Source organism: Halopseudomonas nanhaiensis, from assembly GCF_020025155.1.
In the GTDB taxonomy this organism is placed as follows: Bacteria; Pseudomonadota; Gammaproteobacteria; order Pseudomonadales; family Pseudomonadaceae; genus Halopseudomonas; species Halopseudomonas nanhaiensis.
The window spans coordinates 1,010,886-1,037,306 of record NZ_CP073751.1 but is presented as its reverse complement, the minus strand read 5'-3'; the positions used below and the strand labels follow the sequence as shown (position 1 = coordinate 1,037,306).

The following is a 26,421-nucleotide window of genomic DNA, read 5'->3' as shown; positions in this document are numbered from 1 at the left end:
GCGCGGGTTGAGATAAGTTTTTGAATATGTTTTAGTAGTAAAAGAATTTATGAGTAAATATAAAGGTTCCACGTTTTGACACCCATTACGCTCCGCCGCCCTACCGATATGGACGGTTCTGCCCTGAACGAGCTGGTCGCACGTTGCCAACCGCTCGATACCAATTCGGTGTACTGCAACCTGCTGCAGTGCACGGACTTTGCGGATACGTCCATCGCCGCCGAACATGACGGCAAGCTGGTCGGCTTCATCTCCGGCTACCGTCCACCGGCACGCCCCGACACACTCTTCGTCTGGCAGGTGGCTGTCGACAGCAGCATGCGCGGCCAGGGGCTCGCGCTGAAAATGCTCATGGGCCTGATCCAGCGCACCGCCAGTGATGGCGTACGGTTTCTCGAAACCACCATTTCCCCCGGCAATGGCGCTTCCGAAGCGCTGTTCGCCAAGGCGTTCCGCCAGCTCGGCGTTGAACCCCAGACGCGGGTGATTTTCAGCCGCGCCCAACATTTCAATGGTCTGCATGATGACGAGGTGCTGTATCGCGCCGGCCCTTTTACACCTGCCACTGCCCAGAAAAATTTGAACCAGGAGACAGCATGAACACCTTCGAACAGTTCGAAAAACACGAGTCCGGTATTCGCAGCTATTGCCGTTCCTTCCCTGTGATCTTCAAGCAGGCGCGCGGTGCGGAACTGATCACTCGCGAAGGCAAGCATTACATCGACTTCCTCGCCGGTGCGGGCACTCTGAACTACGGGCACAACAACCCCGTGCTGAAGAAGGCGCTCATCGAGTATCTGGAGAACGACGGCCTGACCCACGGCCTGGACATGTACTCGGAAGCCAAGGAGCGCTTCCTGGAGACTTTCCATCGCGTCATCCTCGAGCCGCGCGCACTGGGTGACTACGTCGTCCAGTTCACCGGACCGACTGGCGCAAACTCCGTCGAGGCGGCGCTCAAGCTCGCTCGCAAGGTCACTGGTCGCAGCAACGTCATCAGCTTTACCAACGGTTTTCATGGTGTGACTGTCGGTGCGCTCGCCACTACCGGTAACGGCCACCACCGCGGCGCTGCCGGGGTACCGCTCACCGACGTCAGCCGGATGCCGTATGCCAACTACTTCGGCGACAAGGTCAACACCATTGCAATGATGGACAAGCTGTTGAGCGATCCGAGCAGCGGCATCGACAAGCCCGCAGCCGTGATCGTCGAAGTCGTTCAGGGCGAAGGTGGCCTGAATGCCGCGTCGGCCGACTGGATGCGCAAGCTCGAGAAGCTTTGCCGCAAGCATGAGATGTTGCTGATTGCCGACGATATTCAGGCTGGCTGCGGCCGTACAGGCACGTTTTTCAGCTTCGAGGAAATGGGCATCAAGCCGGACATCATCACGTTGTCCAAGTCGCTCAGCGGCTTCGGTCTGCCCTTCGCCATCGTGGTCATGCGCCGCGAACTGGACCAGTGGGAGCCGGGCGAGCACAACGGCACCTTCCGCGGAAACAACCACGCGTTCGTCACCGCCGCCGCCGCCATCGAGCACTTCTGGACGAATGACGAATTCGCCAAAAGCGTTCAGGCCAAGGGCAAGATCATCCGTGATCGCATGCAGAAGATCGTCCGCAAATATGGTCCTGATTCTCTGTTCGTAAAGGGCCGCGGCATGATGCTCGGCATCAGCTGCCCGGATGGTGATACCGCTGCGGCTATCTGCCGTGAAGCCTTCGAGATGGGCCTGGTCATCGAGACCAGCGGAAACCATAGCCAGGTCGTGAAGTGCCTCTGCCCGCTGATCATCAGCGAAGAGCAGATTGACCAGGCGATGTCCATCCTGGACAAGGCGTTCGGCAAGGTTATGGGCGACAGCGTCGCCAATCAGGCTTCTTGAGGACAGGTAGATGATCGTACGGACATTGAAGGACTGCGAGAACTCCGAACGCCGCGTCGTGTCGGAAACTGGGACATGGGAAAGCACCCGCATGCTGTTGAAAGACGACAAGATGGGGTTCTCTTTCCATATCACCACCATCTATGCGAACACCGAAACGCATATCTGGTACCAGAACCACCTCGAGTCCGTGTACTGCATGAGCGGCGAAGGTGAAATCGAAACACTGTCGGATGGCAAGGTCTACCCGATCGAACCGGGCACCCTGTACATCCTCGACAAGAATGACGAACACCTGCTGCGAGGGAAGACGGAGATGAAGATGGCCTGTGTCTTCAATCCGCCCCTCAGCGGCAAGGAAGTTCACGATGAGAACGGTGTCTATCCATTGGACGACACCGCCTGAGACTTAATTACCAGGAGGAATGATGATTGCCGATGTTTACCCATCACGAGAGGACGAGTTTCCTAACTGGCTTGATCGCCTTGACCCGGTAGTTTACCGGGACGATCCGCAGAACGCTCCGATCAGCGCCGAGCAGGTGGCTAGCTTCGAACGTGACGGTTACCTTGTACTGCCCGAAGTATTCAACAAGGAAGAAGTGTCGGTTTTCAAAAAAGAACTCCAGCGCATCAGCCAGTTGCCGGAGGTGCTCGAAGCACCCTCGGCAATCAGGGAACCCGACAGCGGCGCTTTGCGTTCGCTGTTCGCCATCCACCGAGACAACGAGCTGTTTTCACGCGTCGCTCGCGACGAGCGCATTGCCGGCATCGCCCGCTTCATTCTGGGCGGTGACGTCTATGTGCACCAGTCGCGACTCAACCTCAAGCCCGGCTTCAAAGGCAAGGAGTTCTACTGGCACTCCGACTTCGAGACCTGGCATATAGAGGATGGCGTTCCGCGCATGCGGATGGTCAGCTTCTCGATCCTGCTGACGGACAACTTTCCGCATAACGGGCCTCTGATGCTCATACCCGGCTCGCACAAGCAGTACATCAGCTGTGTGGGCAAGACGCCCGACAATCACTACCAGAACTCGCTGCGCAAGCAGGACTTCGGGGTGCCGGACGACGGCAGCCTGACCGAGATGGTCGAGCGTAACGGCATCGACCTGGCGACCGGTCCGGCGGGCTCGGTAGTGATCTTCGACTGCAACACGCTGCACGGCTCGAACAGCAACATCACCCCGAGCCCGCGCAGCAACCTGTTCTACGTCTACAACAGCGTGGAAAACAGGCCGGTCGAGCCGTTCGGGAAGATTGCACCCCGGCCGGAATTTGTAGCAGAACGCGGGCCGGTCGAGCCGTTGAAGATCGAGCCCCAGCGCTACACGGGGTAACGATCCCTGCACACCCCAGGGACGACATTCACCAAAAAAGAACCAGGATTATGCATACAGTAGAGAAAATCGGCGGCACTTCAATGAGCCGTTTTGATGAAGTACTGAAGACCATTTTCATTGGCCAGCGCGATAAAGCCGAGCTTTATCAGCGGGTATTTGTCGTCTCTGCCTATGGCGGCATGACCAACATGTTGTTGGAGCACAAGAAAACCGGCGAGCCGGGCGTCTATGAGCGTTTTGCCGACGCGCAGAACGAAGACGCGTGGCTTGACGCGCTCGACGCGGTGCTGGATCGGATGAAGGAAAAGAATGCCGAGCTCTTCTCTGCAGAGTATGAGCGTCAGGCCGCCGACCGCTTCATCGAAGGCCGCATCAGCGACGTGCGCGATTGCATGCTCAGCCTGCAGCAGCTATGTACCTACGGCCATTTCCAGCTGACCGAACACCTGATGAAGGTGCGCGAGATGCTGGCTTCACTGGGTGAGGCTCATAGCGCCTTCAATACCGTCCTGGCGCTGAAGAAGCACGGCGTCAATGCACGTCTGGTCGATCTGACCGGCTGGAACCAGAGCGAGCCGAAGAAGTTTCACGACATGATTCGTGACAGCTTTCAGGGCATTGACCTGGGACGCGAGCTGGTCGTGGCGACAGGCTACACGCATTGCAGCGAAGGCCTGATGAACACCTTTGACCGCGGCTACAGCGAAATCACCTTCGCCGAAATCGCCGCGAGCACCGGTGCACGCGAGGCCGTGATCCACAAGGAATACCATCTTTCCAGCGCGGACCCTGCGTTGGTGGGCGTTGACAACGTGGTAACCATCGGCCGTACCAATTATGACGTCGCCGATCAGTTGTCGAACCTCGGGATGGAGGCAATCCACCCCAAGGCCGCACGCACGCTGCGCCGTGCAGGCATCGAGCTGCGCATCAAGAATGCCTTCGAGCCCGAGCACAACGGTACTCTGATCAGTCAGGACTACTGCAGCGAGAAGCCCTGCGTCGAAATCATTGCCGGTCGCAAGGATGTCTTCGGACTCGAGGTATTCGACCAGGAGATGCTCGGTGACGTCGGCTACGACATCGAAATCACCAAGCTGCTCAAGCAGCTGCGCCTGTACGTGGTGAACAAGGACTCCGATGCCAACAGCATCACCTACTATGCGTCAGGCTCGCGCAAGATGATCAACCGGGCCTCCCGGCTGATCGAGGAGCGCTACCCGATGGCTGAGGTCCGGGTACACAACATCGCCATCGTCTCGGCGATTGGATCGGACCTCAAGGTCAAGGGCATTCTTGCCAAGACCGTCGCAGCGTTGGCGACTGCCGGCATCAGCATCCAGGCGATCCACCAGTCGATTCGCCAGGTCGAGATGCAGTGCGTAATCAATGAGGAAGATTACGACGCAGCCGTTGCCGCGCTGCACAAGGCGCTCATCGAACCGGAAAATCACGGCGACGTGATCGCCGCAGCCTGAAGCTGGTGTATAGAGGAGCTCCCTGATCGGTGCTCCTCTTTATACACGGCCCCGCCTTTTTCGTCCGACGTGCCCGCTCTCTGGCACAGTCCCTTGCTCCGCTCTCCCCCAGACTGCACAATTCCACGTCGCTTAGCCTCGCTGGAAACACGCCGTGATCGAAGCCGTCTGGATTGCTTTTGCCTTTGTGATGGGCCTGGTCATGCGCCAGGTCGGGTTGCCGCCACTGATAGGTTACCTCGGCGCAGGGTTTGCCCTGGCGGGGTTTGGCGATCTGTTCGGAGCCCAGCCTCAGGACAGCAAGGTGCTTTCGCATATCGCGCATCTCGGCGTATTGCTGCTGCTGTTTACCGTAGGGCTCAAGCTCAAGCTGAAGAACCTGATCCGGCCGGAAGTGATTGGCGGCAGCCTGATCCACTTCGGCCTGTCGGTCGCTGTTTACTTCCCGGGTTTGCTGTTGTTCCTCGACATCGGGTCGCGGGAAGCGCTGCTACTGGCGATAGCGCTGTCCTTTTCCAGTACCGTCCTGGCCGCCAAGGTGCTGGAGGGCAAGCGCGAGTTGAGGGCCTTCCACGGCCGCGTCGCGATTGGCGTGCTGATCATGCAGGACCTGATTGCGCTGGTGGTCATCAGCATCGCCAGCGGCAACTCGCCGTCGGCCTGGGCCCTGCTGGTATTCGCGGTGCCGTTGCTGCGTCCGCTGCTATACAAGCTGCTCGACATGAGCGGGCACGAGGAGCTGCTGGTGCTGTTGGGCCTGTTTCTGGCGCTGGTCATCGGCGGACTGGGGTTCGAGTCGGTCGGCCTGAGCTCCGAACTCGGCGCGCTGGCGTTCGGCGCCATGCTTGCCAACCACAAGCGCGCAGGAGAACTGTCGCAATCGTTGTGGAGCCTGAAGGAAGTGTTCCTGGTGGGGTTCTTCCTGCAGATCGGCATTGGCGGACTGCCGGACATGAACGCGCTGCTGTTTGCAGCCGTCATGGGCGTAGTGCTGCCGATCAAGGCCATTCTGTTTTTCTTCCTGTTTCTGCTGTTCAAGCTACGTGCGCGCAGCGCCTTCCTCAGCGGCATCAGCCTGACCAACTACAGTGAATTCGGCCTGATCGTCGCCAGCGTGGTCTTGCCCGAGTGGCTGATTCCGCTGGCGGTAACCGTGTCGGTGTCGTTCCTGGTTTCCGCCCCGCTCAACCGTATCGCTCACCCTTTGTACGAGCGACTCTCGAAGAAGCTGATCCCGCTGGAGCGCGACACCCGCCACCCCGACGAGCAACCTGTGACGCTCGGGGATGCCGAGATTCTGATCATGGGGCTGGGCCGCACCGGGCGGGCAGCCTATGACCGGCTGCATGAAAAGGGCTATCGGATAGTGGCGATGGACTCCGATCCGGTGGCCATCGAAACCAGTATCGCCGCAGGACGCAACGCCCGCTTTGCCGATGCCGAGGATCAGGTGCTATGGCAGAGCCTGGAGATGCCTCAAGTCCACTCCGTCATTCTCGCCATGAACGACGCTGAAGCGAAAACCATCGCGGTACGCAAGCTGCGCGAACGCGGTTTCAGGGGTCTCATCGTGGCGCACGCGATGTTCGATGACATCGCGCAGCGCATCATGGACGCCGGTGCCGACCAGACCTACCTGACCATGAGCGAGGCTGGAGCCGGCCTGGCCGAGCAGGTCGACCGTGAGCTCATTCGCCGAGCAGAAATGCTCGTGTCTGCTCAGCGGCCATAGCCGAATCCTCGAGCATGAAACAATGGCCACCCGGCACTACCCGCTCACTGAACGACGGGTTCCGGCGTGACAGCTTGCCCGCCGATTCGGCGACAAAGGGATAGCTTGCATCGCCGTGCAGGATCAACGTCGGCGCCTGCACCTGTCCCAGCCAATGCCAGGTGCGATTCGGGAATGACTCGAAGACTTCGGCCTCACGGCTGGGTCGGCACTTGAGCACTACGCCCTTCCCGTGCTGTTCATCCAGGGCATGGTCGATATGAGCCTGAAAAGCCAGCTCTTCCCAGCCACGAAACATGCCTCGACCGTGCAGAGCCTTGTACGCCGCCTCGCGGTCCGGCCAGGTATCACGCCGGCCACGGGCCTTGTTCGATACGGGATTGGCCCGCTTGCCAATCAGAGCCAACAGTGAGCGCATGGCCAGCAGCCGCGGCGGGAAGACGACCGGGTCGAGCAGGACGGCACGCTGGAATACATCCGGCCGCGTGCCCAATATCAGGCCGCTGAGCACACCACCGAAACTGTGGCCGCAGGCGTAGCGCGGGACGTCACCGTAGCGTCCGCGGCCGGCTTCGAACGCCTCGAGGGCGAGCTCCGCATTGCGGTTCCAGCCTAAAAACGTCCCGCCATGCTCACTGTCACCGTGACCCTGTAAATCGCACAGCCAGAGATCGAAGTGTTCAGCGAGCCGCTCGATGAATGGTTCATAGGTACGACCACAAAATCCGTTGCCATGCAGGAAATGCAGCAGCGGTTTGCCGGTTGGCGGGGAATACCAGCCGCTTAGGGCAAAGCCGGCAGAAGTCTTGTGCGACCAGGGGAGCAACATCATCGTCTCGATTCCACTACAGCGGTGCGTCGTGCGCGACCTGTCAGATTGTCCACGTTCGTTTTATGCTGTGCCGCCGCGCTTTACAAGGACATCAGCATGCTGAATACGACAATACACGGCAGTGGCCACCCGCTGATCTGGGGGCACGGCCTGCTCGGGAGCACAGCGCTGGAAACCGCCACCGGCTGGTTTCACCCCGACCAGAGCCAGGCGGTGCGCCGGATTCGCTACGATGCCCGCGGTCATGGCCAGTCGAGTCCCGGTCGGTCGGCAGCGGATCACCAGTGGGCCCGCCTCGGACAGGACATGCTGGACATCGCTCACCAGCATGCGGGCCAGCCTCGCTTCGCCCTCGGCGGCCAGTCGATGGGTTGCGCCAGCGCGCTGTATGCCGCCCTGCTGGAACCGGGCGCAGTCAGTCATCTGGTTCTGGCCCTCCCGCCCACTGCCTGGACCAGCCGTCCGGCCCAGGTCGAGCGGTACGGCAAGATGCTGGGGCTGATCCGCGCCAGGGGCGTGGCGTCGCTTGTCGCCCTCGCCAGGCAATTCCCGACGTTACCGCCTTGGCTGCACGAGGCGCATCCGGGCGACAATGCCAAGGCACTGCACACTATGGAGCAATTCGATCCGACTGTGTTGCAGCCAATTCTCGAAGGTGCCATGCAGTCCGATCTGCCGCCGCGGGAGGCGCTCACGCAGCTGACCATGCCCGCACTGATATTGGCTTGGGAAGGAGACGGTATCCACCCGGTAGCCACCGCAGAGATGCTTGCGCAGACGCTGCCGGCCGCTAACCTGCAGATCATCGATACCGCCGCGCAGTTGTCGTGCTGGCCGCGCCTGATCGACGATTTCCTGTCCAGCCAAACCTAGGACCAAGGTCGTCTTCGCCTTTCGTCGGCCGGCGGAATGAATGCTCATGAATTGCTTTCGCCGGCCGATTCCAAAGCACAACCGCTATGGATAGAATGCCGGCGCTTCCACAGTGCCTGCATGGCAGCCTGCCGCAATAGCCGTTTCCTCCGTACCTCGCTCATTCTGGAGTCAGCTTGGATATCGCAACCCTCGTCGGGCTCGTTGGCGCCCTGGCCATCATTCTTTCCTCGATCCTGCTGGGCGCCTCGCCGCTGACCTTTGTCAACGTGCCGTCGCTGCTCATCGTGATTGGCGGCAGTATTTTCGTGGTGCTGGCCAAGTTCAGCATCGGCCAGTTTCTGGGGGCGATGAAGGTGGCGGGCCGAGCCTTCTTCTTCAAGCTGCCTGATGTCGAGTCGACCATCGCTGAGCTGGTAGAGCTGGCCGCCATATCCCGCAAGCAGGGTCTGCTCGCGCTGGAAGACAAGGAGATATCCGCCCCCTTTCTCAAGACCGGCATCCAGCTGCTGATCGACGGCCACCCGCCGGAAACGGTGCGCGCCATTCTCGACAAGGAGCGGGTCCTGACGCTCGATCGCAACCGGTGGGGCGCGAAGATTTTCTCGGCGATGGGCGACGTCGGCCCGGCGATGGGCATGATCGGAACGCTGGTCGGCCTGGTGCAGATGCTCTCGAACATGGAGGACCCGAAGTCGATCGGCCCGGCCATGGCGGTCGCGCTGCTGACCACGCTCTACGGTGCGATGCTGGCGACGATGATCTGCCTGCCGATCGCCGACAAACTGACCCTGCGCATGACCGAAGAGGCGCGCATGCAGGCGTTGTGGATCGATGCCGTGCTGGCGATCCAGGAAGGCACCAACCCGCGCACCATCGAACAGCTGCTGGCGAGCTATCTCCCGCCGGACAAGCGCACCAAGGCGGCTGATGCGGAGGCGGCCTGATGGAGCTGCCCGAAGAAGAAGAGAAGGCCGGCATCCCTGCCTGGGTGGTCACCTTTGCCGACCTGATGTCGCTGCTGATGTGCTTCTTCGTACTGTTGCTGTCGTTCTCGGAAATCGATGCGGCGAAGTTCAAGCAGATTGCCGGAGAACTGTCCAAGGCGTTTGGCGTGCAACGCGACGTGCCGGCGACCGATACCCCCATGGGCACCAGCCCGATTTTCGACAAGTTCTCACCGGGCATCCCTGAGCCTACACCGGTAGACAACGTACGGCAGGACACCAGCCCGCAGGACCCACAGCTCGAAACGCTTCGGGCCGACCGCGAGAGCGCGATTACCCGGCAGGTCGAGCAGACCACTCGCGAGCAGATCGAGATCAGTCTCGACGCGTTGACCGAGGTGCTGCAGCAGGAGCTGACCGAGGGACGGCTGCAACTTGAGCATGACCGCAAGCGCGTGATCATTCGCGTCGAGGAAAAGGGCTCGTTTCCGTCCGGTTCAGCGGACATGACGCTGGGCTTCGAAGACGTACTGCTGCGCATCGCCGATGTGCTGGCCGAGCTGCCCGGCGAGATCACCATTGAAGGGCATACTGACAACGTACCGATCAGCACGCCGCGCTTTCGGTCGAACTGGGACCTGTCCGCCGCCCGCGCCTCGTCAGTCGCCAATGCCCTCCTCGCCAGCGAGGCCGTCGGACCGGAGCGGGTCCGCGTGCAGGGCTATGCCGATACGCGGCCCCGAGCCAGCAACGACTGGCCGGACACCCGCACACTCAACCGCCGCGTGGAGATCATTCTCGATCTGGCAGGCCCTATCAGCGCGTACGAAGAACGCCTGCGAATGCTCATGGATGTGCAGAGCGAAGGCATATCGGCCGGGCTGGCTACCGGCGATGAGGCTGCCGCCGAACCTGATTCAACCGGGGTTATGCCGCAACAATAGGACGGCTGATAGCAGCCCCGCCCGCTGGATGGGCCTGTCGTAAAGCGTTTACACTCAGGCCTCGCTCATCAATGAGGAAGGCACGTACGATGTCATTCGCCCAGGAACTCAAGGCTCAGCTCGATATACCGGTGATCGGATCGCCGCTGTTCATCATCTCCAATCCCCGGCTGGTTGCCGAGCAGTGCAAGAGCGGCATCGTCGGCTCGTTCCCCGCGCTCAACGCGCGCCCGGCAGAAGTTCTCGAGCAGTGGCTGGAGCAGCTCACCACCGAACTGGCCGAGTACAAGGCGGCCCATCCCGAGAAGAAGGTCGCCCCCTTTGCCGTCAACCAGATTGTGCATCAGTCGAACGATCGGCTGCAGCACGACCTCGAGATGTGTGCCAAGTACCGCGTACCCATCATGATCACCAGCCTGCGCGCTCCGCACGAGGCGGTCGAGGTTGCGCATGGTTACGGCGGCAAGGTGTTTCATGACGTCATCAGCGTTCGTCATGCCGAGAAGGCCATCGAGGCAGGGGTGGACGGTCTGATCCTGGTCTGCGCCGGTGCCGGCGGACATGCCGGTACGTTGAGCCCGTTCGCGCTGGTGTCGGAAGTACGCAAGTTCTATGACGGTCCGATCGCACTTTCCGGGTCGATCAGCCGCGGCGAACATATCCTGGCGGCCGAAGCCATGGGGGCAGATTTCGCCTACATGGGCACGCGTTTCATCGCCACTCCCGAGGCGAACGCTGACCAGGCGTACAAGGACATGATTGTCAGCAGCGCAGCCCAGGATGTGGTCTATTCGAACCTGTTCACCGGCGTGCACGGCAACTACCTGCGCGGCAGCATCGAAAACGCCGGCCTGGACCCGGCGAATCTGCCCGTCGCGGACAAGAGCGCGATGTCCTTTGGTTCGGGCGGAAGCAGCAAATCCAAAGCCTGGCGCGATATCTGGGGCGCGGGTCAGGGTGTCGGCAATATCGATGCGGTCAAGCCGACCGCCGAGGTCATCGCGCAGCTCAAGCAGGAATATCTGGCCGCACGCCAGCGACTGCTCGGCGCATGACCTGACTGACGACGAACAAAACCCGGAGCAATCCGGGTTTTTTATTCGTCGCGGCGCAGCTCGCTGGGGATCGGCACGTCCGGCATCTTGCCGGGACGCTTGCCCTGCCCTGCGCGGTACTGTCGAAGCTGGAACACGTAGGCCAGCACCTGCGCAACGGCCATGTACAGGCCAGCGGGAATCTGCTGATCGAGCTCGGTGCTGTAATACACCGCACGTGCCAGCGGGGGCGATTCGAGCACCACTACGTCATGCTCGGCGGCGACCTCACGAATCTTCTGCGCGATGAAATCCGCGCCCTTGGCCACCACCACCGGCGCTCCGGACTTCAACGGATCGTATTTCAGCGCCACCGAGTAATGGGTCGGGTTGGTAATCACCACGTCGGCCTGCGGAATATTGTTCATCATCCGGCGCTCGGCCATCTCCCGCTGCAACTGGCGGATACGCGACTTGACCTCCGGCTTGCCCTCGGAGTCCTTGTACTCGTCACGAATTTCCTGCTTGGTCATCTTCAGCTTGTTCTTGTTGCTCCACAGCTGGAATGGAACGTCGACTGCGGCGATGGCGATCAGGGAACAGGCCAGTAACACCAGCGACATGCCCAGAATCCAGGCGCTGTGCTCCAGCGCATCTGGAAGCGGTTCGCTGGCCAGCGCCAGCAGGTCATTCTTGCGCAGGCTCAGAACCACAAGGGCCATCGCCAGAACCACGAGAAACTTGGCGAAGGCCTTGAGCAGCTCAACCAGCGCCTGAACCGAGAACATGCGCTTGATGCCGGCCAACGGATTCATCCGTTCGAACTTCGGCGCCAGCAGTTTGCCGCTGAACAACCAGCCGCCGAGCAGCACCGGTGCCACGAGGGCAGCGATGAAGATCATCATGAACAGTGGACCGATGATATCCAGCCCGACCCCGACCGAGGACAGCAGGTGCAGCCCCATACTGTCGGTCGCGTAGAGGCTTTCACGATCGATACGGAAGTTGAAGACCATCAGGTCCATCATCTGGCGAACCATGGCTGGCCCGAGCATCAGCAATCCCACTGCGGTCACCATGACCACCGCAAGCGTACTCAACTCCTTGGAGCGCGGTATCTGACCCTTGTCACGCGACTCCTTGAGTCGCTTGGCCGTGGGCTCTTCTGTTTTTTCCTGTCCGCTGTCCGGTGATTCGGCCATCAGTTCGCTCTGACCATTTCACGCAGCCAAACAAGAGACTCGGCAGCCAATGCCTGGTATTCGGCACCCACGTTACCGAGCGTCACCCAGAGAATGAACAGACCGAACACCAGGGTGAGCGGAAAGCCGATGGAGAAGATGTTCAGCTGGGGCGCCGCGCGCATCATCACGCCGAAGGCCAGATTGACGATCAGCAGCGCAATGATCGCCGGCAGGCCAATCAGCAGGGCAGCAGCCAGCACCCAGGAGAATCTCAGGACCAGCGTGTAGAAATCCGCAGAGCCCAGCGTCTCGCCGATCGGTAGCGTGGTAAAGCTCTCCACCAGCACCTCGATAACCACCAGATGGCCGTTGAGCGTGAGAAACAGCAGCGTGACCAGCATGGTGAAGACCTGGCCCACGACAGCCACGGAGATGCCCATGCTCGGGTCGTTCATCGAGGCAAAACCCAGACCCATCTGCATGGCGATGATCTGGCCGGCCAGGACGTGAATCTGAAACAGCAGCTGCAGCATGAAGCCCATAGCAGCGCCGATCAGAATCTGCTCGGCGATGACCACCCAGGTGCCTAGAGAAAGCGGATCGAGCTCAGGCATCAGCGGGATCTGCGGAGCGACCAGCAGCGTGATCATCATTGCCAGAAACAGACGAACACGCGCCGGTAGCAGCTGCGTGCCGAATACCGGCATGGTCATGAAGACACTGGCCACGCGAAAGAGCACCCAGGTGTAGCCGCTGATGGTACGCGCGAGCTCGTCCAGCGAGTATTCGAACATCAGCCAATCAGGCCCGGGATTTCCCGGTAGAGCCGGTCGGTGAACTCGATGAACTGGTTGACCAGCCAGGGGCCCAGAACGATCAGGGTGACGAAGGTGCACAGCAGACGCGGCAGGAAGCTCAGCGTCTGCTCGTTGATCTGCGTTGCCGCCTGGAACACGGCGACCAGCAGGCCGACCAGCAGGCTCGGCATGACGATGATCGCCACCATCACCGTGGTGAGCCAGACCGCCTGGCGGAAGAGGTCAACGACAACTTCGGGGGTCATGAGCGCGCTCCTAACTGGTGGCGAAGCTGGCGGCCAGCGTGCCGATGATCAGCGCCCAGCCATCTACCAGCACGAAGAGCATGATCTTGAATGGCAGCGAGATGATCAACGGCGAGAGCATCATCATACCCATGGCCATCAGCACGCTGGCAACGACCAGATCGATGATCAGAAACGGGATGAAGATCATGAAGCCAATCTGGAAAGCCGTCTTCAGCTCGGAGGTGACGAACGCCGGTACAAGGATGTGGAACGGCACCGAGTCCACGCTGGTGATGTCGTCACGGCGCGCCAGGCGAACGAACAGCTCGAGATCGGTCTCGCGGGTCTGCGCCAGCATGAATTCGCGCAGCGGTATGCTCGCTGCATCGATGGCCTCTTGCGGCGCCAGCTCTTCGGCGAGATAAGGTTGCAGCGCCGTCTCGTTTATCCGCTCGAACACTGGTGCCATGATGAACAGCGTCAGGAACAGCGCCAGCCCGATGAGAATCTGGCTCGACGGCGTCTGCTGCAGACCCAGCGCCTGACGCAGGATCGAGAAGACAATGATGATCCGGGTGAAGCTGGTCATCATCATGACGAACGCAGGAATAAACGTCAGTGCGCTCATCAGCAGAAGGATCTGCAGACTTACCGAGTAGGTCTGTTCCCCGTCCCCATCGGCGCTGAGCGTCACTGCCGGGATACTCAGCGGATCAGCCGCAGTCTGCGCGAAGGCGGCCGGGGCGAGCAATACGGCCAGCAGCAGGATCCAGCGCATCACGGACGATTCTCCCGCTTGAGCAGGGCCTGCAGTTTCTGCGCGAAGTCACCTGTAGCGGCGCCCGGCGCAGGCACATCGGCAATTGGCTCGTCGAATACGTGCAGCGTACTGATACGACCCGGCGACGCGCCAAGCAATATCTGCTTGCCGGCAACGTCTACCAGCATCAGCCGGTCCCGCGGGCCAAGTGGCAGACTGCTGAGCACGCGGATATGCTGCCCGCCCTGCGCTGCCAGCGGACCGAGTCGACGCATCAGGTAGCCGAGCAGAAAGATCAGCCCGATGATGAACAGCAGTCCCAAAACCAACTGCGCGACCTGCCCGGCAACCGACTCCTGCGCATTGCTGGTTGCGGCCGGGGCAGCCATGGCGATGCTCGATAGCAACCAGCCAGCCGGAATGAAAGCGAAGGCAGTTCGTTTCATTCAGCGCAGCTTCTTGATGCGTTCGCTGGGACTGATGACGTCGGTCAGGCGAATGCCGAATTTCTCATTGACCACGACCACTTCGCCATGGGCGATCAGGGTGCCGTTGACCTTCACATCAAGCGGCTCGCCGGCAAGGCGGTCAAGCTCGACCACCGAGCCCTGGTTCAGCTGCAGCAGGTTGCGGATGGTGATCTCGGTGTTGCCCACCTCCATGGAAATGGTCACCGGGATATCCAGAATCACGTCCAGATTGGGGCTGTCGCCGTGCTCCGAATAATCCTCACCGGAGGTACGAGCGGGCGCGTTGAATTCTTCCATCTTCACCCGATTGGAACCGCCAGTACCTGCCAGCAGCGCGTCGATATCGTCCTGGTCGGCATTGCCGGCCTCGTCCAGGGCAGCTGCCCACTCGTCGGCCAACGCCTGTTCCTCGGGACTCATCTGTTCGGTCTTGTCATCTGCCATGCTGGCGTTCCTCCCCGGAAAAACGGTTGAAGCAAAAAGTTGGATTCATGACAGCGCTATCTCGGACGCGCAACCGGGCCGATGATCTGAAGCGCCAGGTTGCCCTTAACCGAGCCGAGCTTGGCCTTGAAGGTGGGCACGCCGTTGGCGCAGAGCACCATGTGATCGGGGAGCTCGACCGGAATGACATCGCCCGGCTGCATGCTCAGCAGATCCTTGAGTTTCAGCTCACGACGCACGACGGTAGCGCTCAGCGGTACCTTGGCCCCGGTGATCTCCTCACGCAACGCGCGCACCCAACGCTCATCCTGATCATCCACATCGGACTGGACGCCTGAATCGAGAATTTCGCGCAAGGGTTCGATCATCGAGTACGGCAGGGTCACATGCAGATCACCACCCCCGCCATCTAGTTCGATGTGAAAGGTCGAGACCACGACCACTTCGCTCGGGCTCACGATGTTGGCCAGCGCCGGATTGACCTCGGAATTGACATACTCGAACTGGACCGGGTGAATCGCCTGCCAGGCCTCCTTCATGTCGAGGAAGGCCTGATCGAGCACCATGCGCACCACGCGCAACTCGGTCGGCGTGAACTCGCGCCCCTCGATCTTGGCATGACGCCCGTCGCCGCCGAAGAAGTTGTCGACCAGCTTGAATACCAGCTTGGCGTCCAGAATGAACAGCGCAGTGCCGCGCAGCGGCTTCATCTTGACCAGGTTGAGGCTGGTAGGAACGTACAGCGAATGTACGTATTCGCCGAACTTCATCACCTGCACGCCGCCGACCGCCACGTCCGCGGAGCGGCGCAACAGGTTGAACATGCTGATGCGCGTATACCGCGCAAACCGCTCGTTGATCATCTCGAGCGTCGGCATGCGACCGCGGACGATTCGATCCTGGCTGGTCAGGTCATAGCTCTTGACCGAGCCGGGCTCGACATCGACGTCGGTATCGATTGCACCGTCGTCCACGCCGTGGAGCAGCGCGTCGATTTCGTCCTGTGACAGCAGGTCCTGAACGGCCATGGATGAGTCCTATTGCAAAACGATGTTGGTGAACAGTACCGACTCGATTACCGGATTGCCGATTTCCTTCTCGAGTAACGACTGGACCGCCAGAGTGGCGCGCTGACGCAAGGTTTCCTTGCCGTCCGGGGTAAACAGCGTATCGAATTCTTCACTGGTGAACAGCATTACCAGCTGGTTGCGTACCAGCGGCAGATGTTTGGTCAACGTCGCCATACCTGCGGCGTCGCGGCCCATCAATACCACATTGACCTGCATGTAGCGCTGTCGGCCGCCGTGGGTGTAGTTCACCACGAACGCCGGCTCCAGCGGCTGATAGAGCGCGGTAGGCTTGCCTGCGGGAACAGCCGCGGCCTCCTCGACCGGCTCTTCGCTATCACCGGAAAGCACGAAAAACAGAACCCCACCGATGGAAACCAGCAAGGCGAGCACGCCTGCACCGATGAGGATGAACAACTTCTTGCGACTCGCTGCCGGCTTGGCATCAGTCTCGGCTGCGGCCGCTTCGGCCTGTTTACGCGCCATGACAAATTTCCGTCACTATAGGAGGTGGAATCGTGATCTTGATAGGATCTTGCATCGAGCGTGCCAACACCGCAGCCGCCTGCTTGCGGCCACTAGGATAAAGGCACGAGGGAGAAAAGTCTTTGATCGGGACACGACCGGGCCGCATTGCGCCGCCCGATCACATGGCCGCCGGGTGTTCCGGGCGTCAGGCGTAGTAGTCGACCAACCGCTCCGACGACACCCGCGCCGCCGCTGCACTGGTCAGGATGGTGTCGCCGGCCTCGACGCTGCTGCCACCCCGTTCGTCGGCTCGTCCTGAACCGCCACGATTGCCGGCGGACTGTTCACGTGCCGACTGTTGACCGGCAGAGGAGTCACCCACCGACACATTCACCTGGTTCATGCCCTGTTGCGTGAACATTTCGCGAAGGCGATACATCTGGGATTCAAGTGCTTCGCGAACCGATGCGTTCTGGCTGACAAACTGGATCTGCTGTTCCTGGCCCCGTTGCTGGATGTGGATCTCCAGCGGGCCCAGCTCGGCGGGGTCCAGATGAATTTCGACGCTGCGCAGGTTTTGACTCGATGCCCACATCACCTTCTCGACCATGGCTTCGCCCCAGCCTTGCTGGCCGAACGGAACCCCCAGGGCCTGCGGCGGCGCGGCCACCGGTCTGGCGGTCAGGGCCGCTACGCTGGCAGCCTGGGCTCCAAGGCCCGTGCGAGACGAACCGTCCGTCGATTCGTTCTCCGAGGCGGACGCTTTCAAACCGGCATCGAGCTGCTCCGCCAATTTACCGGCGAAGGCGACTGACTCCACAGGCGCCGAAGCCACTGCGTTGTTGCGCTGATTCAGTTGCACAACGTCTGCCGCAAGTTTGGGACTGGATTTGCGCTGATCATCCACAGCAGATAACTGTTCAGCTGACTCGGCGGAGTCCGCCTGACCATCCGAGCCAACGGCAGTCACGGTACCAATGGTGCTTTGCAGGCCCGGGATGTCTGAATCGACGGAGGTAGGAGCGAGACCGTCAGCTTCGGTAGAAGGCTCGACCGAGCCGAGCGACACGGGCTCGAGGCCCAAGGCAGGATCTGTTTCCTCCTCGGTGACAGGCTCGCCAGGCGCGCGGTCCAGCTCGGCTTCTTCGACGGGAGCATCGACCAGGCTCAGCCGGGATTCACTGAGCCAGCGAAACCACTGCTCCGATTCGCCCTGCAGCGACTCTTCGACGGCCACAGTATCCACAAGCTGCTCTGTTGTCTGCTCGGACTCCAGCGAGGCAAGTTGCCCGAACCAGTCCTGGATCGATTCCGGCAATTGCTTGCCATCGGCGGCAAGTTCCAACCCGCCTTTGCCAGACTTGCCGGCGATCCCCAACTGATCGAGAACGGCCTGGATTCTGGCAGGATCCTGCCCGGCGAGCAGCGCGGCAAACTCGGCGGCAGGATCGGTAGCAGCCGCGTCCGCCGCGCCGGCAGGCAGGCCAGAGGTGGTTACGGCTGCATTAGGTGGAGTAAAAAGCGCCATCATGGGTTGGCTGACCGACATCGCATGCATCTCCGATAACGCGACGGTTGTACGTCTATAACCGGTGACGAAGCAAGGTCCGGGCCAAGTTAGCGCAGATACCTAGACATCCAGCCTTGCCTGCATCAACGGGACGACGCGGGCATGCAGCAACTCGAGCTCGGAGAGGGCGCGCTCGGCGGCAGGCGCGTTGCGCTCGAGCCCGGCGCGTTCCGCCACGCTGCACGCCTGTTCCAATGCCAGCGCGCCCATGTTGCCGCAGCTGCCGCGAAAACTGTGTGCGCTCTGTCGAAAGAGATCCCAGCTCTGGGTTGTCAGCGCCGCCCGCAGATCATCAAGCCGCCGCTGCGCATCGCCGAGAAAGGTTTCGACCAGCAGCCGATAGTCGTCGCGCATCAATTCCTTCAGCGCGTCCTGAACACTCGGGTCGAAATCCGGAAGATCTGTAGTCATCGCATCCCTGTCTGGCATGGAAATTTGGCTGCGTTGTCGCTCGCCGGTCAGTGAGTATGCCCAAGCTGCCAGGTGAACTCTACCGTGACGCGATTGCCCTGCTCGTTGAACTGAACCTTGTCCGCCAGCGCCGAGATGAGCGCCAGACCGCGCCCCGCATAGCCCTCCCCGATCGCGGCTGGTTGCACGCTAAAGCCACCACCGCTGTCTTCCATCTCGATGACCAGCCGCCCGCCGGTGGGGCCGGGGCAGTGGTCGATACTCACGTCGATCCAGCCATTGTCGAGTGCAGCGAGGCGCTGATTGCGTTCGGAGTAGTAATAGGTGAACCCCTCCGAATCACGCTTCCAGCCCGAGTCCAGCTTCAGCAGGCCATGCTCCAGCGCATTGCTGTACAACTCGCTGAGAACGGTGAACAACGTGCCGGCATGCGGGCGCAGCCCGGGCACCTCCATAAGCATCTCGAGCAGAAAGGGCAGCGGATTGTGCTGCCGTATCGACCCCGCCCGAAAGGTATAGGCCAGCCGCCAATCCTGAGCCGCCTGGTAATGACCGCGAGGCGCAGCAGGTACCGGTCGCTGCTGGCCCGGCTCGAGCATGACCATTTCCAGCAGGCTCAAGTCGTCCTCAGGACTGCCGTGGAAGTCCTCGACGGCTGCCAGCAGACCGTCGAAAGCCTGTTCCGGCGAGCCGACGAAGGACTGCAGCACCTCCAGTACCCGCTGCTCGCCGAATAGCTCACCGGCCTGGCTGCGGCTCTCGATGACGCCATCGGTCCAGCACATCAGCCGCTCGCCGGGCGCCATCGGCAACACCACAGGGCTTGCATCAAATCGATCGGCCCTGGCCACGCCAAGGGGCAGATGACTGGACTCCACCCGGTGCAGCAATTGCCCTTCACGCCCGAGGATCAGCACTTCCGGCAGCCCACCGTTCCAGATTTCCACCAGACCCTTGCCGGGATTGACCTCCACCAGCACGGCGCAGCAGAAGATGCCCACTGGCAGGATCTGCCCGAGCTTGTGGTTGAGTTCGGTGACGATGTCGCGTAGCACGAACCCCCGTGCGCTCATGGCGTAGAAGGCTTCGGCAAGCGGCATCGCACCGATGGCCGCGGACAGGCCATGCCCGGTGAAGTCGCCAAGGAGCAGGTGCATCCCACCAGACGGTTTGTACGCCGCCAGAAGAATGTCACCGTTGAACATGGCGTAGGCCGACTGCAGGTACCGCAGATTACCTGCCGACAGGCAGCCGGCGTGCGCGACCCGGTCGAAGATGATCTTGGCCATCTCCTGATCGCGAATCAGCCGCTGGTGTTGACTGGCGATCAGATCGCGCTGCGTCTGCAGCGTCTGATGCATCTCCTGCATCCGCTGAAACGCCTGAATCTTCGCCTGGAGGATGATCGGGTTATACGGCTTGGTGAGAAAGTCGTCGCCACCGGCGGCAAGGCAGCTGACCAGTGCGTCGGTTTCGGTCAGGCTGGTGAGGAAGATGATCGGAATCAGGTCTTCGCCGGCCGACCGCTTGATCTGCCGGGCCGCTTCAAAGCCGTCCATCACCGGCATCAGCGCATCCAGCAGGACCAGATCAGGGCGCTCCGCGATGAAACGGTCCACGGCCTGTTGCCCGTTCTCCGCCCGCAGCACGCGATGGCCCAGGCTCTCGACCAGACGGCCGAGGATCATTCGATCGGTCGGGTTATCATCGGCAACCAGAACCGTGAGGCCCGTTGTCGACTCGACAGGCCGCAGCGCCTGTTCGGACATGATTATTCGATTGCGAACAGTTGTTCGAAATTGGAGATCGCGAACACCTTGCGCACGTCCGGATTGCAATGAACGATCTGGATCATCGCCGAATCGCCCCCGGCATGATCGCGCAACAACAACAGCATGCCGAGCGCCGAGCTGTCGATGTAATCGGTATCCTGCAGGTCCACGACATAGCGCTGCGGAGTCAGGCCGCTGCGCTCGTACGCCTCACGAAAGTCCTGGTGGGCGCCGAAGTCGAAACGCCCGCTCACGCGGATGGTCAGCACCTGACCATCGTTTGACAGGTTGGCCTGAATCGGCATTTATGACTCCTGAACTGGCATCGGAAAAAGCGCGGGTTGTTCAATTGTTTGTAGCACAGGCTGGGCAGGCTGTCAGGGGTTGCTACGACGAGAGTCGAATGCGCGCTGCGAGAGTTCGTCGAGCAATTTCTGCTCCTGGCGGTCAGCTCTGGCCCGTGCTTCCTGCTGGTAACGCTCGATCAGCTTGCGCAGTGCTTCGACACGCTGATAGCGCTGACGCCACTGCTCGCGTACCTTGTCCAGGCTGGTTTCGTACCATTTCACGGTTTGCGTCTGCTGCTCGATGGCGGTCTGCATCTGCGCCATGAACCGCTGATAGTTGAGCAGCCAGTCACGACCGACGCCCTGACTGCCACGCTGGGTCCAGCCTTTTTCGTACTCGCTGCAGTAGAACTCCAGATCACGCAGTCGCACCCTGGCGTCGTCAACCTGCTTCTGGCTTTCACCCAGGCGGGCGGCAGCCTTGCGCTCTTCGTCGACGGCCATCTCCACGACCGGCGCGAGGCGGCGGATGCGGCTTTCACTCATTGCTCACCAGCTTTTCCAGCGCCGCCTGGCTTTCCGGCAAACGTACACTGGTGTTCAGACTCTGCCGCAGGAAGCCCTGCATCGCGGGCATCTTGTGAATGGCCCTGTCGGTCAGCGGATCTGAGCCGGCCGAATAGGCGCCAACGCTGATCAGGTCGCGACTCTGCTGGTAGCGTGCGTACATCTGCTTGAACAACTGGGCCTTCTGCAGATAGTCGTGACTGACGATCTGCGGCATGGCTCGGCTGATCGACGCTTCGATGTCGATCGCGGGGTAGTGCCCCTCCTCGGCCAGGCGGCGCGAGAGTACAACGTGACCGTCAAGAATCGCCCGGGAGGCATCGGCGATCGGGTCCTGCTGGTCATCGCCCTCGGAAAGCACGGTATAGAACGCGGTAATCGAGCCGCCGCCCTCCTCGGCATTGCCCGCCCGCTCGACCAGCGCCGGCAATTTGGCGAACACCGATGGCGGGTATCCCTTGGTCGCCGGCGGCTCACCAATCGCCAGGGCGATCTCGCGCTGGGCCTGCGCGAAGCGGGTCAGCGAGTCCATCAGCAGCAACACGTTCTTCCCTTGATCGCGGAAGTACTCCGCTATACGCGTGCAGTACATCGCCGCGCGCAGGCGCATCAACGGTGCATCATCGGCTGGCGACGCCACAACCACCGATCGGGCCATACCCTTCTCGCCGAGAATCTGCTCGATGAACTCCTTTACCTCGCGGCCACGCTCTCCGACCAGCCCGACGATGGTGATGTCGGCGTCGGTGAAACGGGTCATCATGCCAAGCAACATCGACTTGCCGACCCCGCTACCGGCAAACAGGCCCAGGCGCTGTCCGCGCCCGACGGTGAGCAGACTGTTGATGGCGCAGATACCGACGTCCAGGGTGTCCTCGATGGGATGGCGCTTGAGCGGGTTGATCACCGGGCCATTGAGGTCGACCCAATCGTCGGCCTTGAACATGCCTTTGCCATCCAGAGGCCGGCCGATTCCGTCCACCACCCGTCCAAGCATGCCGAAGCCCATCGGCAACTTGCCGCCGCCTGCGGATGGCACGACCCGCGCTCCGGGCTGCACGCCCTGCAGGCTGTCGACCGGCATGAGATAGATCTTGCTACCGGCAAAGCCCATCACCTCGGCTTCGATCTGGCTGTGGCCGGCCGCTGTTTCACTGATCACCAGACAGCGGCTGCCGACCGGCGCCTTGCAGCCTTCGGCTTCCAGGGTCAGCCCCACCATGCGGATCAGGCGGCCTTCCACCACCGGCTCATCAGCCAGCCTGAGCGCGGCGGGATAGCGGGCAAGCCGCCTGGCGAAGCTGATGCGCTCGGGGGTGCTCATGGCGCGTCCGGCGCAGGGGAAGCCGACAGCGTCATGTCCGGCTCAGGCGGGTGAGCGCGCTGTTCGCGGCGCTCCTCGAACAGTTGTTCGACGATCTGCGCCAGCCGCGTTTCCAGCGTGGCGTCGACCTGGCTGTGCTCGGTCTCGACACGGCAGCCGCCGGGCAGCAGCGCGTCGTCCTCGAGCAGGCGCCAACTCTCCTCGTGCCGCTCGCGCAACGCCTTGACTGCTTCGAAATCGGCCGGATTGAGATAGATACGGATATTTCCGGCCCCCATTGGCAAGGCTTTCAGCGCGCCACGCAGAACCTTGAGAATCTGGCTGGAGTCGGTCAGCAGTTCGCGGTGGATGACCTGCCGGACCATGGTCTCGACAAGCTTGAGCATCATGTCCTCGATCTGCTCGTCCTGATCATGCATCGGCTCCATCAGCTGCGCCATCAGCGCTTCGACCTCACCCATGCGCGCATCCAGGCGCACCTTGGCTTCCTGCTGACCCTTCAGCTGACCGGAATGAAAACCGTCACGCTCGCCGGCAGCGAAGCCCTCGTTGTAGGCCTCCTCACGGATCTGTTCAAGCTCTTCGACGGTGAAGGGCTTGGGCGCTTCCTCCACCTCTTCGGGTAGTTCGATAACGGTCTCGTCCTCGGCCTCCGGCTCCGACGATTCCAGAGGAACCTGAAGCGGTTCCGAATCGAAGCTCGGCAGATCCCACAGGGCGAACGCGGTCGGCTTGGCCCCGCGTATCAGGTCGCTGTCGGATTTTTCGGCCATCTGAAACCACCTCGAGAATCGGGACACGGTGGCTCCGTCCAGACGGAGCCGCATGATGAAAAGGTTAAATCATTTCCTCGCCGCCCTTGCCACCCAGCACGATTTCGCCAGCGTCGGCCATGCGGCGTGCGATGGTGAGAATTTCCTTCTGCGCCGCTTCCACTTCGCTGATGCGCACCGGCCCCTTGGCTTCGAGGTCGTCCTGCAGCAGCTCGGATGCGCGCTTGGACATGTTGCGGAAGATCTTGTCCTTGATCGCCTCGTCGGCGCCCTTGAGCGCGACGATCAGCACCTCCGAGGATACTTCGCGCAGCAGCGCCTGAATACCGCGGTCGTCGACGTCGGCCAGGTTGTCGAAGACGAACATCAGGTCTTCGATCTTGGTCGAAAGATCCTCGTCGATCTCGCGGATCGCCTCGATGATCTGCGACTCGGTAGTGGTTTCGAGGAAGTTCATGATGTCCGCCGTGCGCTTGACTCCGCCCATGTTGGCGCGAATGGTGTTCGAATTGCCGGCGAACTGTTTCTCGAGGATTTCGTTGAGTTCCTTCAGCGCCGACGGCTGCACGGTATTGAGCGACGCTACGCGGAGCAGCACGTCGAGGCGCACCTTGTGATCGAAATAGCCGATGACTTCGGCGGCCATGTCCGGATCAAGGTAGGCGACCACGATGGCCTGGATCTGCGGATGCTCGTAACGAATGACGTCGGCCACGGCGCGCGGCTCCATCCATTTAAGGCTGTCCAGGCCCGATGTGCTGCCGCCGAGCAGAATCCGATCGACCAGGCTGTTGGCCTTGTCCTCGCCCAGCGCCTGGGTAAGCATCTTGCGGATGTAGTTGTCGGCGCCAACGCCCAGACCGGTCTGCTCGCCAACCACCTCGATGAAATCGCCCATCACCTGCTGCACCTGCTCACGCTGGACGGTGCGCAACCCGGCCATGGCGCTGCCTACCCGCTGAACTTCCTTCGGGCCCATGTGCTTGAGGATCGCCGCGGCATCCGATTCACCCAGGCTCAGCAGGAAGATCGCCGCCTTGTCGAGCTTGGAGAGCTTCTGCGGGCGTTTGACTTCTTCATTCATCTTCGTTGATCCACTCTTTGACTACCTGGGCGACACGGCCGGGGTCTTCTGCAAGCAGGCCCTTGATCGCGTTCAACTGCTGTTCATAGCCTGCGCCAGGTGCTGGCAACATGACCGGACCACCTGAAGGGCCGGAGAGGCTGACACGGTCTTCTCGCAGGTCGTCACCAAGCCCCCCCATATCGTCCAGCTCCGCCGGATATCCGGCGCCCGCGGCAAGCGGCTTGCTGCTGGTGGTCAGGTTCTTGAGCACCGGGCGCAACACGCCGAACACCAGAATCAGGACGAAGAGTATACCGAGGAACTGCTTGGCCACATCCCAGAACCAGGGCTGCGACCAGAACGGAATTTCGGGCAGCTCTTCCGGGACACTCTGCGGCACGAAGGCGCTGTTGATGACGCTGACGCTGTCGCCGCGGCTGGCGTCATAACCTACAGCGTCCTGCACAAGCCGGGTCAGACGAGCGATCTCGGCCTCACTGAGGGGGACGCGTGTGGTTTCGCCGGTTTCCGCATTCACCTGGACCGGGTCGTCCACCACTACCGCGACGGAAAGCCGACGCAACCGCCCCTGCTGCTGGCGGGTATAGCTGATCTGGCGGTCGAGCTCGTAGTTGCGGGTGCTTTGCTCGCGGACGTCGCGCGGCGGGGCGGCAACAACAGGCTCGCCGGTTTCCGGATCGACCACCTGCTCCGGCACCTGCACGGCGCCGGGCGGCTGATTGGTCAATGCGCCCGGTACGCCCTGCGGCCCTTGGCCGGAAGCGCGCTGCTCGCTGAGGACCTGCTCGCTGCGCACGGCCGATTCCGGGCTGAAGGTCTCCGCGGTCGATTCGATGGCGCTGAAGTCGACGTCTGCAGACACTTCAGCCTTGTAACGGCCGGTGCCCAGGACTGGCTGAAGGATGTTGTGCACCCGGCGGGTATAGGTGTCTTCCAGACGGCGCGCGTGATCGAACTGGCGGCCGGCTATGGTCAGTTCACTGAGTTCGCTCTGGTCGGACAGCAGATTGCCGCTCTGATCGACAACCGTGACCTGATCCTTCGACAGCTCCGGAACACTGGTCGCTACGAGATTGACGATGGCCATGACCTGGGAAGGCTCGATGCTGCGACCGGCGTACATCTCCAATAGCACCGATGCGCTGGGCTTGCGGTCATCGCGCACGAAGACCGTGGTGCGCGGCATGGCGATATGTACCCGGGCGCCCTTGATGCCGTTCAGGCTGGAAATGGTCCGCGCCAGCTCGCCTTCCAGACCGCGACGGTAGCGGGTGGTTTCCATGAACTGGCTGGAGCCGAGGCCCTGCTCACGATCGAGAATCTCATAGCCCAGATTGGCGTCTCGCTGAGTCACGCCAGCACTCGCCAGGCGCAGCCGGGCGTCGGCCAGATGCTCGGTGCGAACCAGCAGCGCGCCGCTGTTCGGCTCGACCTTGTACTCGATCCGCGCCTGTTGAAGGATGTCGACTACCTGGGCGGCGTCGTAATTTTCCATGCTGCCGTAGAGCGGGCGGTAATCCGGCTGCTGTGACCACAACACCACGGCAAAACCGATTGCCACGCTGGCGGCCAGTCCGATCAGCAGACCGAATTGCCGCAGCAGTGGCAACTGCGACAGATTGTCGAGAAAGCTCAGGCCCAGCAGGGGCTTGCGCTCGGATTCGATATCCGGCGCGCCGCGGGTGGCTGGAGTGTTGGGAGTGGCTTCCATGATTATCCTCGATCAAACAGGGCGAGCAGCAAGGGTGCAGAGCGATTCAGCGTTCAGATCGGCATCTTCATGATGTCTTCATAGGCGGTGATGAGCTTGTTGCGCACCTGGGTGGCCGCCTGGAATGCCACGCTGGACTTCTGCGACGCGATCATCACTTCCGTGAGATCGATGCCCGGCTCGCCACGCTCGTAGCCGGCCTGCAGTCCACTGGTGGTTTTCTGCAGCTGATTGACGCGGTCGACTGCCTGCGAAAGCATATCGCCGAAAGCGGACTCGTTGACGTTCCTGTCGATCTGGGCAGGCGCCTGCGGCTTGCCCATGGCTTCCACTTGCATGGAACGCATTTGCAGCATCAGTCGATTGAATTCAACACCCTGAGTCATCGCTATCTCCGAGCCGTAGGAAAATTGAC

Annotated in this window: 29 protein-coding genes; 10 read left to right on the top strand and 19 right to left on the bottom strand. The window is 61.4% G+C overall.

The window, feature by feature from the left end; all coding sequences use genetic code 11:
• Nucleotides 1–75: 75 nt before the first annotated feature.
• From ectA to KEM63_RS04685, 6 genes are all read left to right on the top strand, one after another.
• On the top strand, nucleotides 76–600 hold the full coding sequence (ectA, locus tag KEM63_RS04710) for a diaminobutyrate acetyltransferase (protein WP_223655045.1): 525 nt from the start codon (nucleotides 76–78) through the stop codon (nucleotides 598–600).
• Nucleotides 597–1,883, top strand: a complete 1,287-nt coding sequence (ectB, locus tag KEM63_RS04705) for a diaminobutyrate--2-oxoglutarate transaminase (protein ID WP_223655044.1) — start codon at nucleotides 597–599, stop codon at nucleotides 1,881–1,883. Before ectA ends, ectB begins: the two co-directional genes overlap by 4 nt.
• A gap of 10 nt (nucleotides 1,884–1,893) precedes the next feature.
• The gene (locus KEM63_RS04700) at nucleotides 1,894–2,289 is read left to right on the top strand and encodes an ectoine synthase (RefSeq protein WP_223655043.1); all 396 of its coding nucleotides are present in this window, start codon (nucleotides 1,894–1,896) and stop codon (nucleotides 2,287–2,289) included.
• Nucleotides 2,290–2,311: 22 nt separating this feature from the next.
• On the top strand, nucleotides 2,312–3,223 hold the full coding sequence (gene thpD / locus KEM63_RS04695) for an ectoine hydroxylase (protein WP_223655042.1): 912 nt from the start codon (nucleotides 2,312–2,314) through the stop codon (nucleotides 3,221–3,223).
• Nucleotides 3,224–3,273: 50 nt separating this feature from the next.
• Complete coding sequence (locus KEM63_RS04690) at nucleotides 3,274–4,704, top strand: aspartate kinase (RefSeq protein WP_223655041.1); 1,431 nt, start codon at nucleotides 3,274–3,276, stop codon at nucleotides 4,702–4,704.
• 154 nt (nucleotides 4,705–4,858) lie between these two features.
• Nucleotides 4,859–6,436, top strand: a complete 1,578-nt coding sequence (locus tag KEM63_RS04685) for a cation:proton antiporter domain-containing protein (RefSeq protein WP_223655040.1) — start codon at nucleotides 4,859–4,861, stop codon at nucleotides 6,434–6,436.
• On the opposite strand, the gene KEM63_RS04680 is transcribed toward KEM63_RS04685, so the two are convergent.
• Nucleotides 6,393–7,268, bottom strand: coding sequence for an alpha/beta fold hydrolase (locus KEM63_RS04680; RefSeq protein WP_223655039.1), 876 nt, complete (start codon nucleotides 7,266–7,268; stop codon nucleotides 6,393–6,395). The genes KEM63_RS04685 and KEM63_RS04680 overlap by 44 nt on opposite strands.
• A 96-nt stretch (nucleotides 7,269–7,364) precedes the next feature.
• Between KEM63_RS04680 and KEM63_RS04675 the strand changes: the two genes are divergently transcribed.
• The 4 genes from KEM63_RS04675 (at nucleotide 7,365) to KEM63_RS04660 (ending at nucleotide 11,087) form a co-directional block, all read left to right on the top strand.
• Nucleotides 7,365–8,141, top strand: coding sequence for an alpha/beta fold hydrolase (locus tag KEM63_RS04675; protein ID WP_223655038.1), 777 nt, complete (start codon nucleotides 7,365–7,367; stop codon nucleotides 8,139–8,141).
• A 176-nt stretch (nucleotides 8,142–8,317) separates the two neighbouring features.
• Nucleotides 8,318–9,088, top strand: coding sequence for a flagellar motor protein PomA (pomA, locus tag KEM63_RS04670; RefSeq protein ID WP_223655037.1), 771 nt, complete (start codon nucleotides 8,318–8,320; stop codon nucleotides 9,086–9,088).
• The gene (locus tag KEM63_RS04665) at nucleotides 9,088–10,032 is read left to right on the top strand and encodes a MotB family protein (RefSeq protein ID WP_223655036.1); all 945 of its coding nucleotides are present in this window, start codon (nucleotides 9,088–9,090) and stop codon (nucleotides 10,030–10,032) included. Before pomA ends, KEM63_RS04665 begins: the two co-directional genes overlap by 1 nt.
• An 89-nt stretch (nucleotides 10,033–10,121) precedes the next feature.
• Nucleotides 10,122–11,087 (top strand): NAD(P)H-dependent flavin oxidoreductase, encoded by a 966-nt coding sequence (locus KEM63_RS04660; protein ID WP_223655035.1) that lies wholly within the window; start codon nucleotides 10,122–10,124, stop codon nucleotides 11,085–11,087.
• 41 nt (nucleotides 11,088–11,128) lie between these two features.
• On the opposite strand, the gene flhB is transcribed toward KEM63_RS04660, so the two are convergent.
• The 18 genes from flhB to fliE form a co-directional block, all read right to left on the bottom strand.
• The gene (gene flhB / locus KEM63_RS04655; RefSeq protein ID WP_223655034.1) at nucleotides 11,129–12,268 is read right to left on the bottom strand and encodes a flagellar biosynthesis protein FlhB; all 1,140 of its coding nucleotides are present in this window, start codon (nucleotides 12,266–12,268) and stop codon (nucleotides 11,129–11,131) included.
• Complete coding sequence (fliR, locus tag KEM63_RS04650) at nucleotides 12,268–13,044, bottom strand: flagellar biosynthetic protein FliR (protein ID WP_223655033.1); 777 nt, start codon at nucleotides 13,042–13,044, stop codon at nucleotides 12,268–12,270. Before fliR ends, flhB begins: the two co-directional genes overlap by 1 nt.
• Complete coding sequence (fliQ, locus tag KEM63_RS04645) at nucleotides 13,044–13,313, bottom strand: flagellar biosynthesis protein FliQ (protein ID WP_223655032.1); 270 nt, start codon at nucleotides 13,311–13,313, stop codon at nucleotides 13,044–13,046. Before fliQ ends, fliR begins: the two co-directional genes overlap by 1 nt.
• Nucleotides 13,314–13,323: 10 nt before the next feature.
• A complete protein-coding gene (gene fliP, locus KEM63_RS04640; RefSeq protein WP_223655817.1) occupies nucleotides 13,324–14,073 on the bottom strand; it encodes a flagellar type III secretion system pore protein FliP in 750 nt (249 codons plus the stop codon).
• A complete protein-coding gene (gene fliO / locus KEM63_RS04635; protein WP_223655031.1) occupies nucleotides 14,073–14,501 on the bottom strand; it encodes a flagellar biosynthetic protein FliO in 429 nt (142 codons plus the stop codon). Before fliO ends, fliP begins: the two co-directional genes overlap by 1 nt.
• Nucleotides 14,502–14,969 carry a flagellar motor switch protein FliN gene (gene fliN / locus KEM63_RS04630; RefSeq protein ID WP_223655030.1) on the bottom strand — a complete coding sequence of 156 codons (468 nt, stop codon included), beginning with the start codon at nucleotides 14,967–14,969 and terminating at the stop codon, nucleotides 14,502–14,504.
• A 56-nt stretch (nucleotides 14,970–15,025) separates the two neighbouring features.
• Complete coding sequence (fliM, locus tag KEM63_RS04625) at nucleotides 15,026–15,997, bottom strand: flagellar motor switch protein FliM (protein WP_223655029.1); 972 nt, start codon at nucleotides 15,995–15,997, stop codon at nucleotides 15,026–15,028.
• A gap of 9 nt (nucleotides 15,998–16,006) precedes the next feature.
• Entirely contained in the window at nucleotides 16,007–16,522 is a 516-nt protein-coding gene (locus KEM63_RS04620; RefSeq protein ID WP_223655028.1) for a flagellar basal body-associated FliL family protein, read from the bottom strand.
• 187 nt (nucleotides 16,523–16,709) lie between these two features.
• A complete protein-coding gene (locus KEM63_RS04615) occupies nucleotides 16,710–18,053 on the bottom strand; it encodes a flagellar hook-length control protein FliK (RefSeq protein WP_223655027.1) in 1,344 nt (447 codons plus the stop codon).
• 81 nt (nucleotides 18,054–18,134) lie between these two features.
• The gene (locus KEM63_RS04610) at nucleotides 18,135–18,485 is read right to left on the bottom strand and encodes an Hpt domain-containing protein (RefSeq protein WP_223655026.1); all 351 of its coding nucleotides are present in this window, start codon (nucleotides 18,483–18,485) and stop codon (nucleotides 18,135–18,137) included.
• Nucleotides 18,486–18,532: 47 nt separating this feature from the next.
• The gene (locus tag KEM63_RS04605) at nucleotides 18,533–20,254 is read right to left on the bottom strand and encodes an ATP-binding SpoIIE family protein phosphatase (RefSeq protein ID WP_223655025.1); all 1,722 of its coding nucleotides are present in this window, start codon (nucleotides 20,252–20,254) and stop codon (nucleotides 18,533–18,535) included.
• A gap of 2 nt (nucleotides 20,255–20,256) precedes the next feature.
• Nucleotides 20,257–20,562, bottom strand: a complete 306-nt coding sequence (locus KEM63_RS04600; protein ID WP_223655024.1) for an STAS domain-containing protein — start codon at nucleotides 20,560–20,562, stop codon at nucleotides 20,257–20,259.
• A gap of 72 nt (nucleotides 20,563–20,634) precedes the next feature.
• Entirely contained in the window at nucleotides 20,635–21,090 is a 456-nt protein-coding gene (gene fliJ / locus KEM63_RS04595; protein ID WP_223655023.1) for a flagellar export protein FliJ, read from the bottom strand.
• Complete coding sequence (gene fliI / locus KEM63_RS04590) at nucleotides 21,083–22,435, bottom strand: flagellar protein export ATPase FliI (RefSeq protein ID WP_223655022.1); 1,353 nt, start codon at nucleotides 22,433–22,435, stop codon at nucleotides 21,083–21,085. The genes fliJ and fliI overlap by 8 nt, the downstream gene beginning before the upstream one ends.
• Complete coding sequence (fliH, locus tag KEM63_RS04585) at nucleotides 22,432–23,208, bottom strand: flagellar assembly protein FliH (RefSeq protein WP_223655021.1); 777 nt, start codon at nucleotides 23,206–23,208, stop codon at nucleotides 22,432–22,434. The genes fliI and fliH overlap by 4 nt, the downstream gene beginning before the upstream one ends.
• Nucleotides 23,209–23,272: 64 nt before the next feature.
• Nucleotides 23,273–24,292 (bottom strand): flagellar motor switch protein FliG, encoded by a 1,020-nt coding sequence (gene fliG / locus KEM63_RS04580; protein WP_223655020.1) that lies wholly within the window; start codon nucleotides 24,290–24,292, stop codon nucleotides 23,273–23,275.
• Complete coding sequence (gene fliF, locus KEM63_RS04575) at nucleotides 24,285–26,006, bottom strand: flagellar basal-body MS-ring/collar protein FliF (protein ID WP_223655019.1); 1,722 nt, start codon at nucleotides 26,004–26,006, stop codon at nucleotides 24,285–24,287. Before fliF ends, fliG begins: the two co-directional genes overlap by 8 nt.
• A gap of 53 nt (nucleotides 26,007–26,059) precedes the next feature.
• Nucleotides 26,060–26,392 (bottom strand): flagellar hook-basal body complex protein FliE, encoded by a 333-nt coding sequence (fliE, locus tag KEM63_RS04570; RefSeq protein ID WP_223655018.1) that lies wholly within the window; start codon nucleotides 26,390–26,392, stop codon nucleotides 26,060–26,062.
• Between the last annotated feature and the right edge of the window lie 29 nt (nucleotides 26,393–26,421).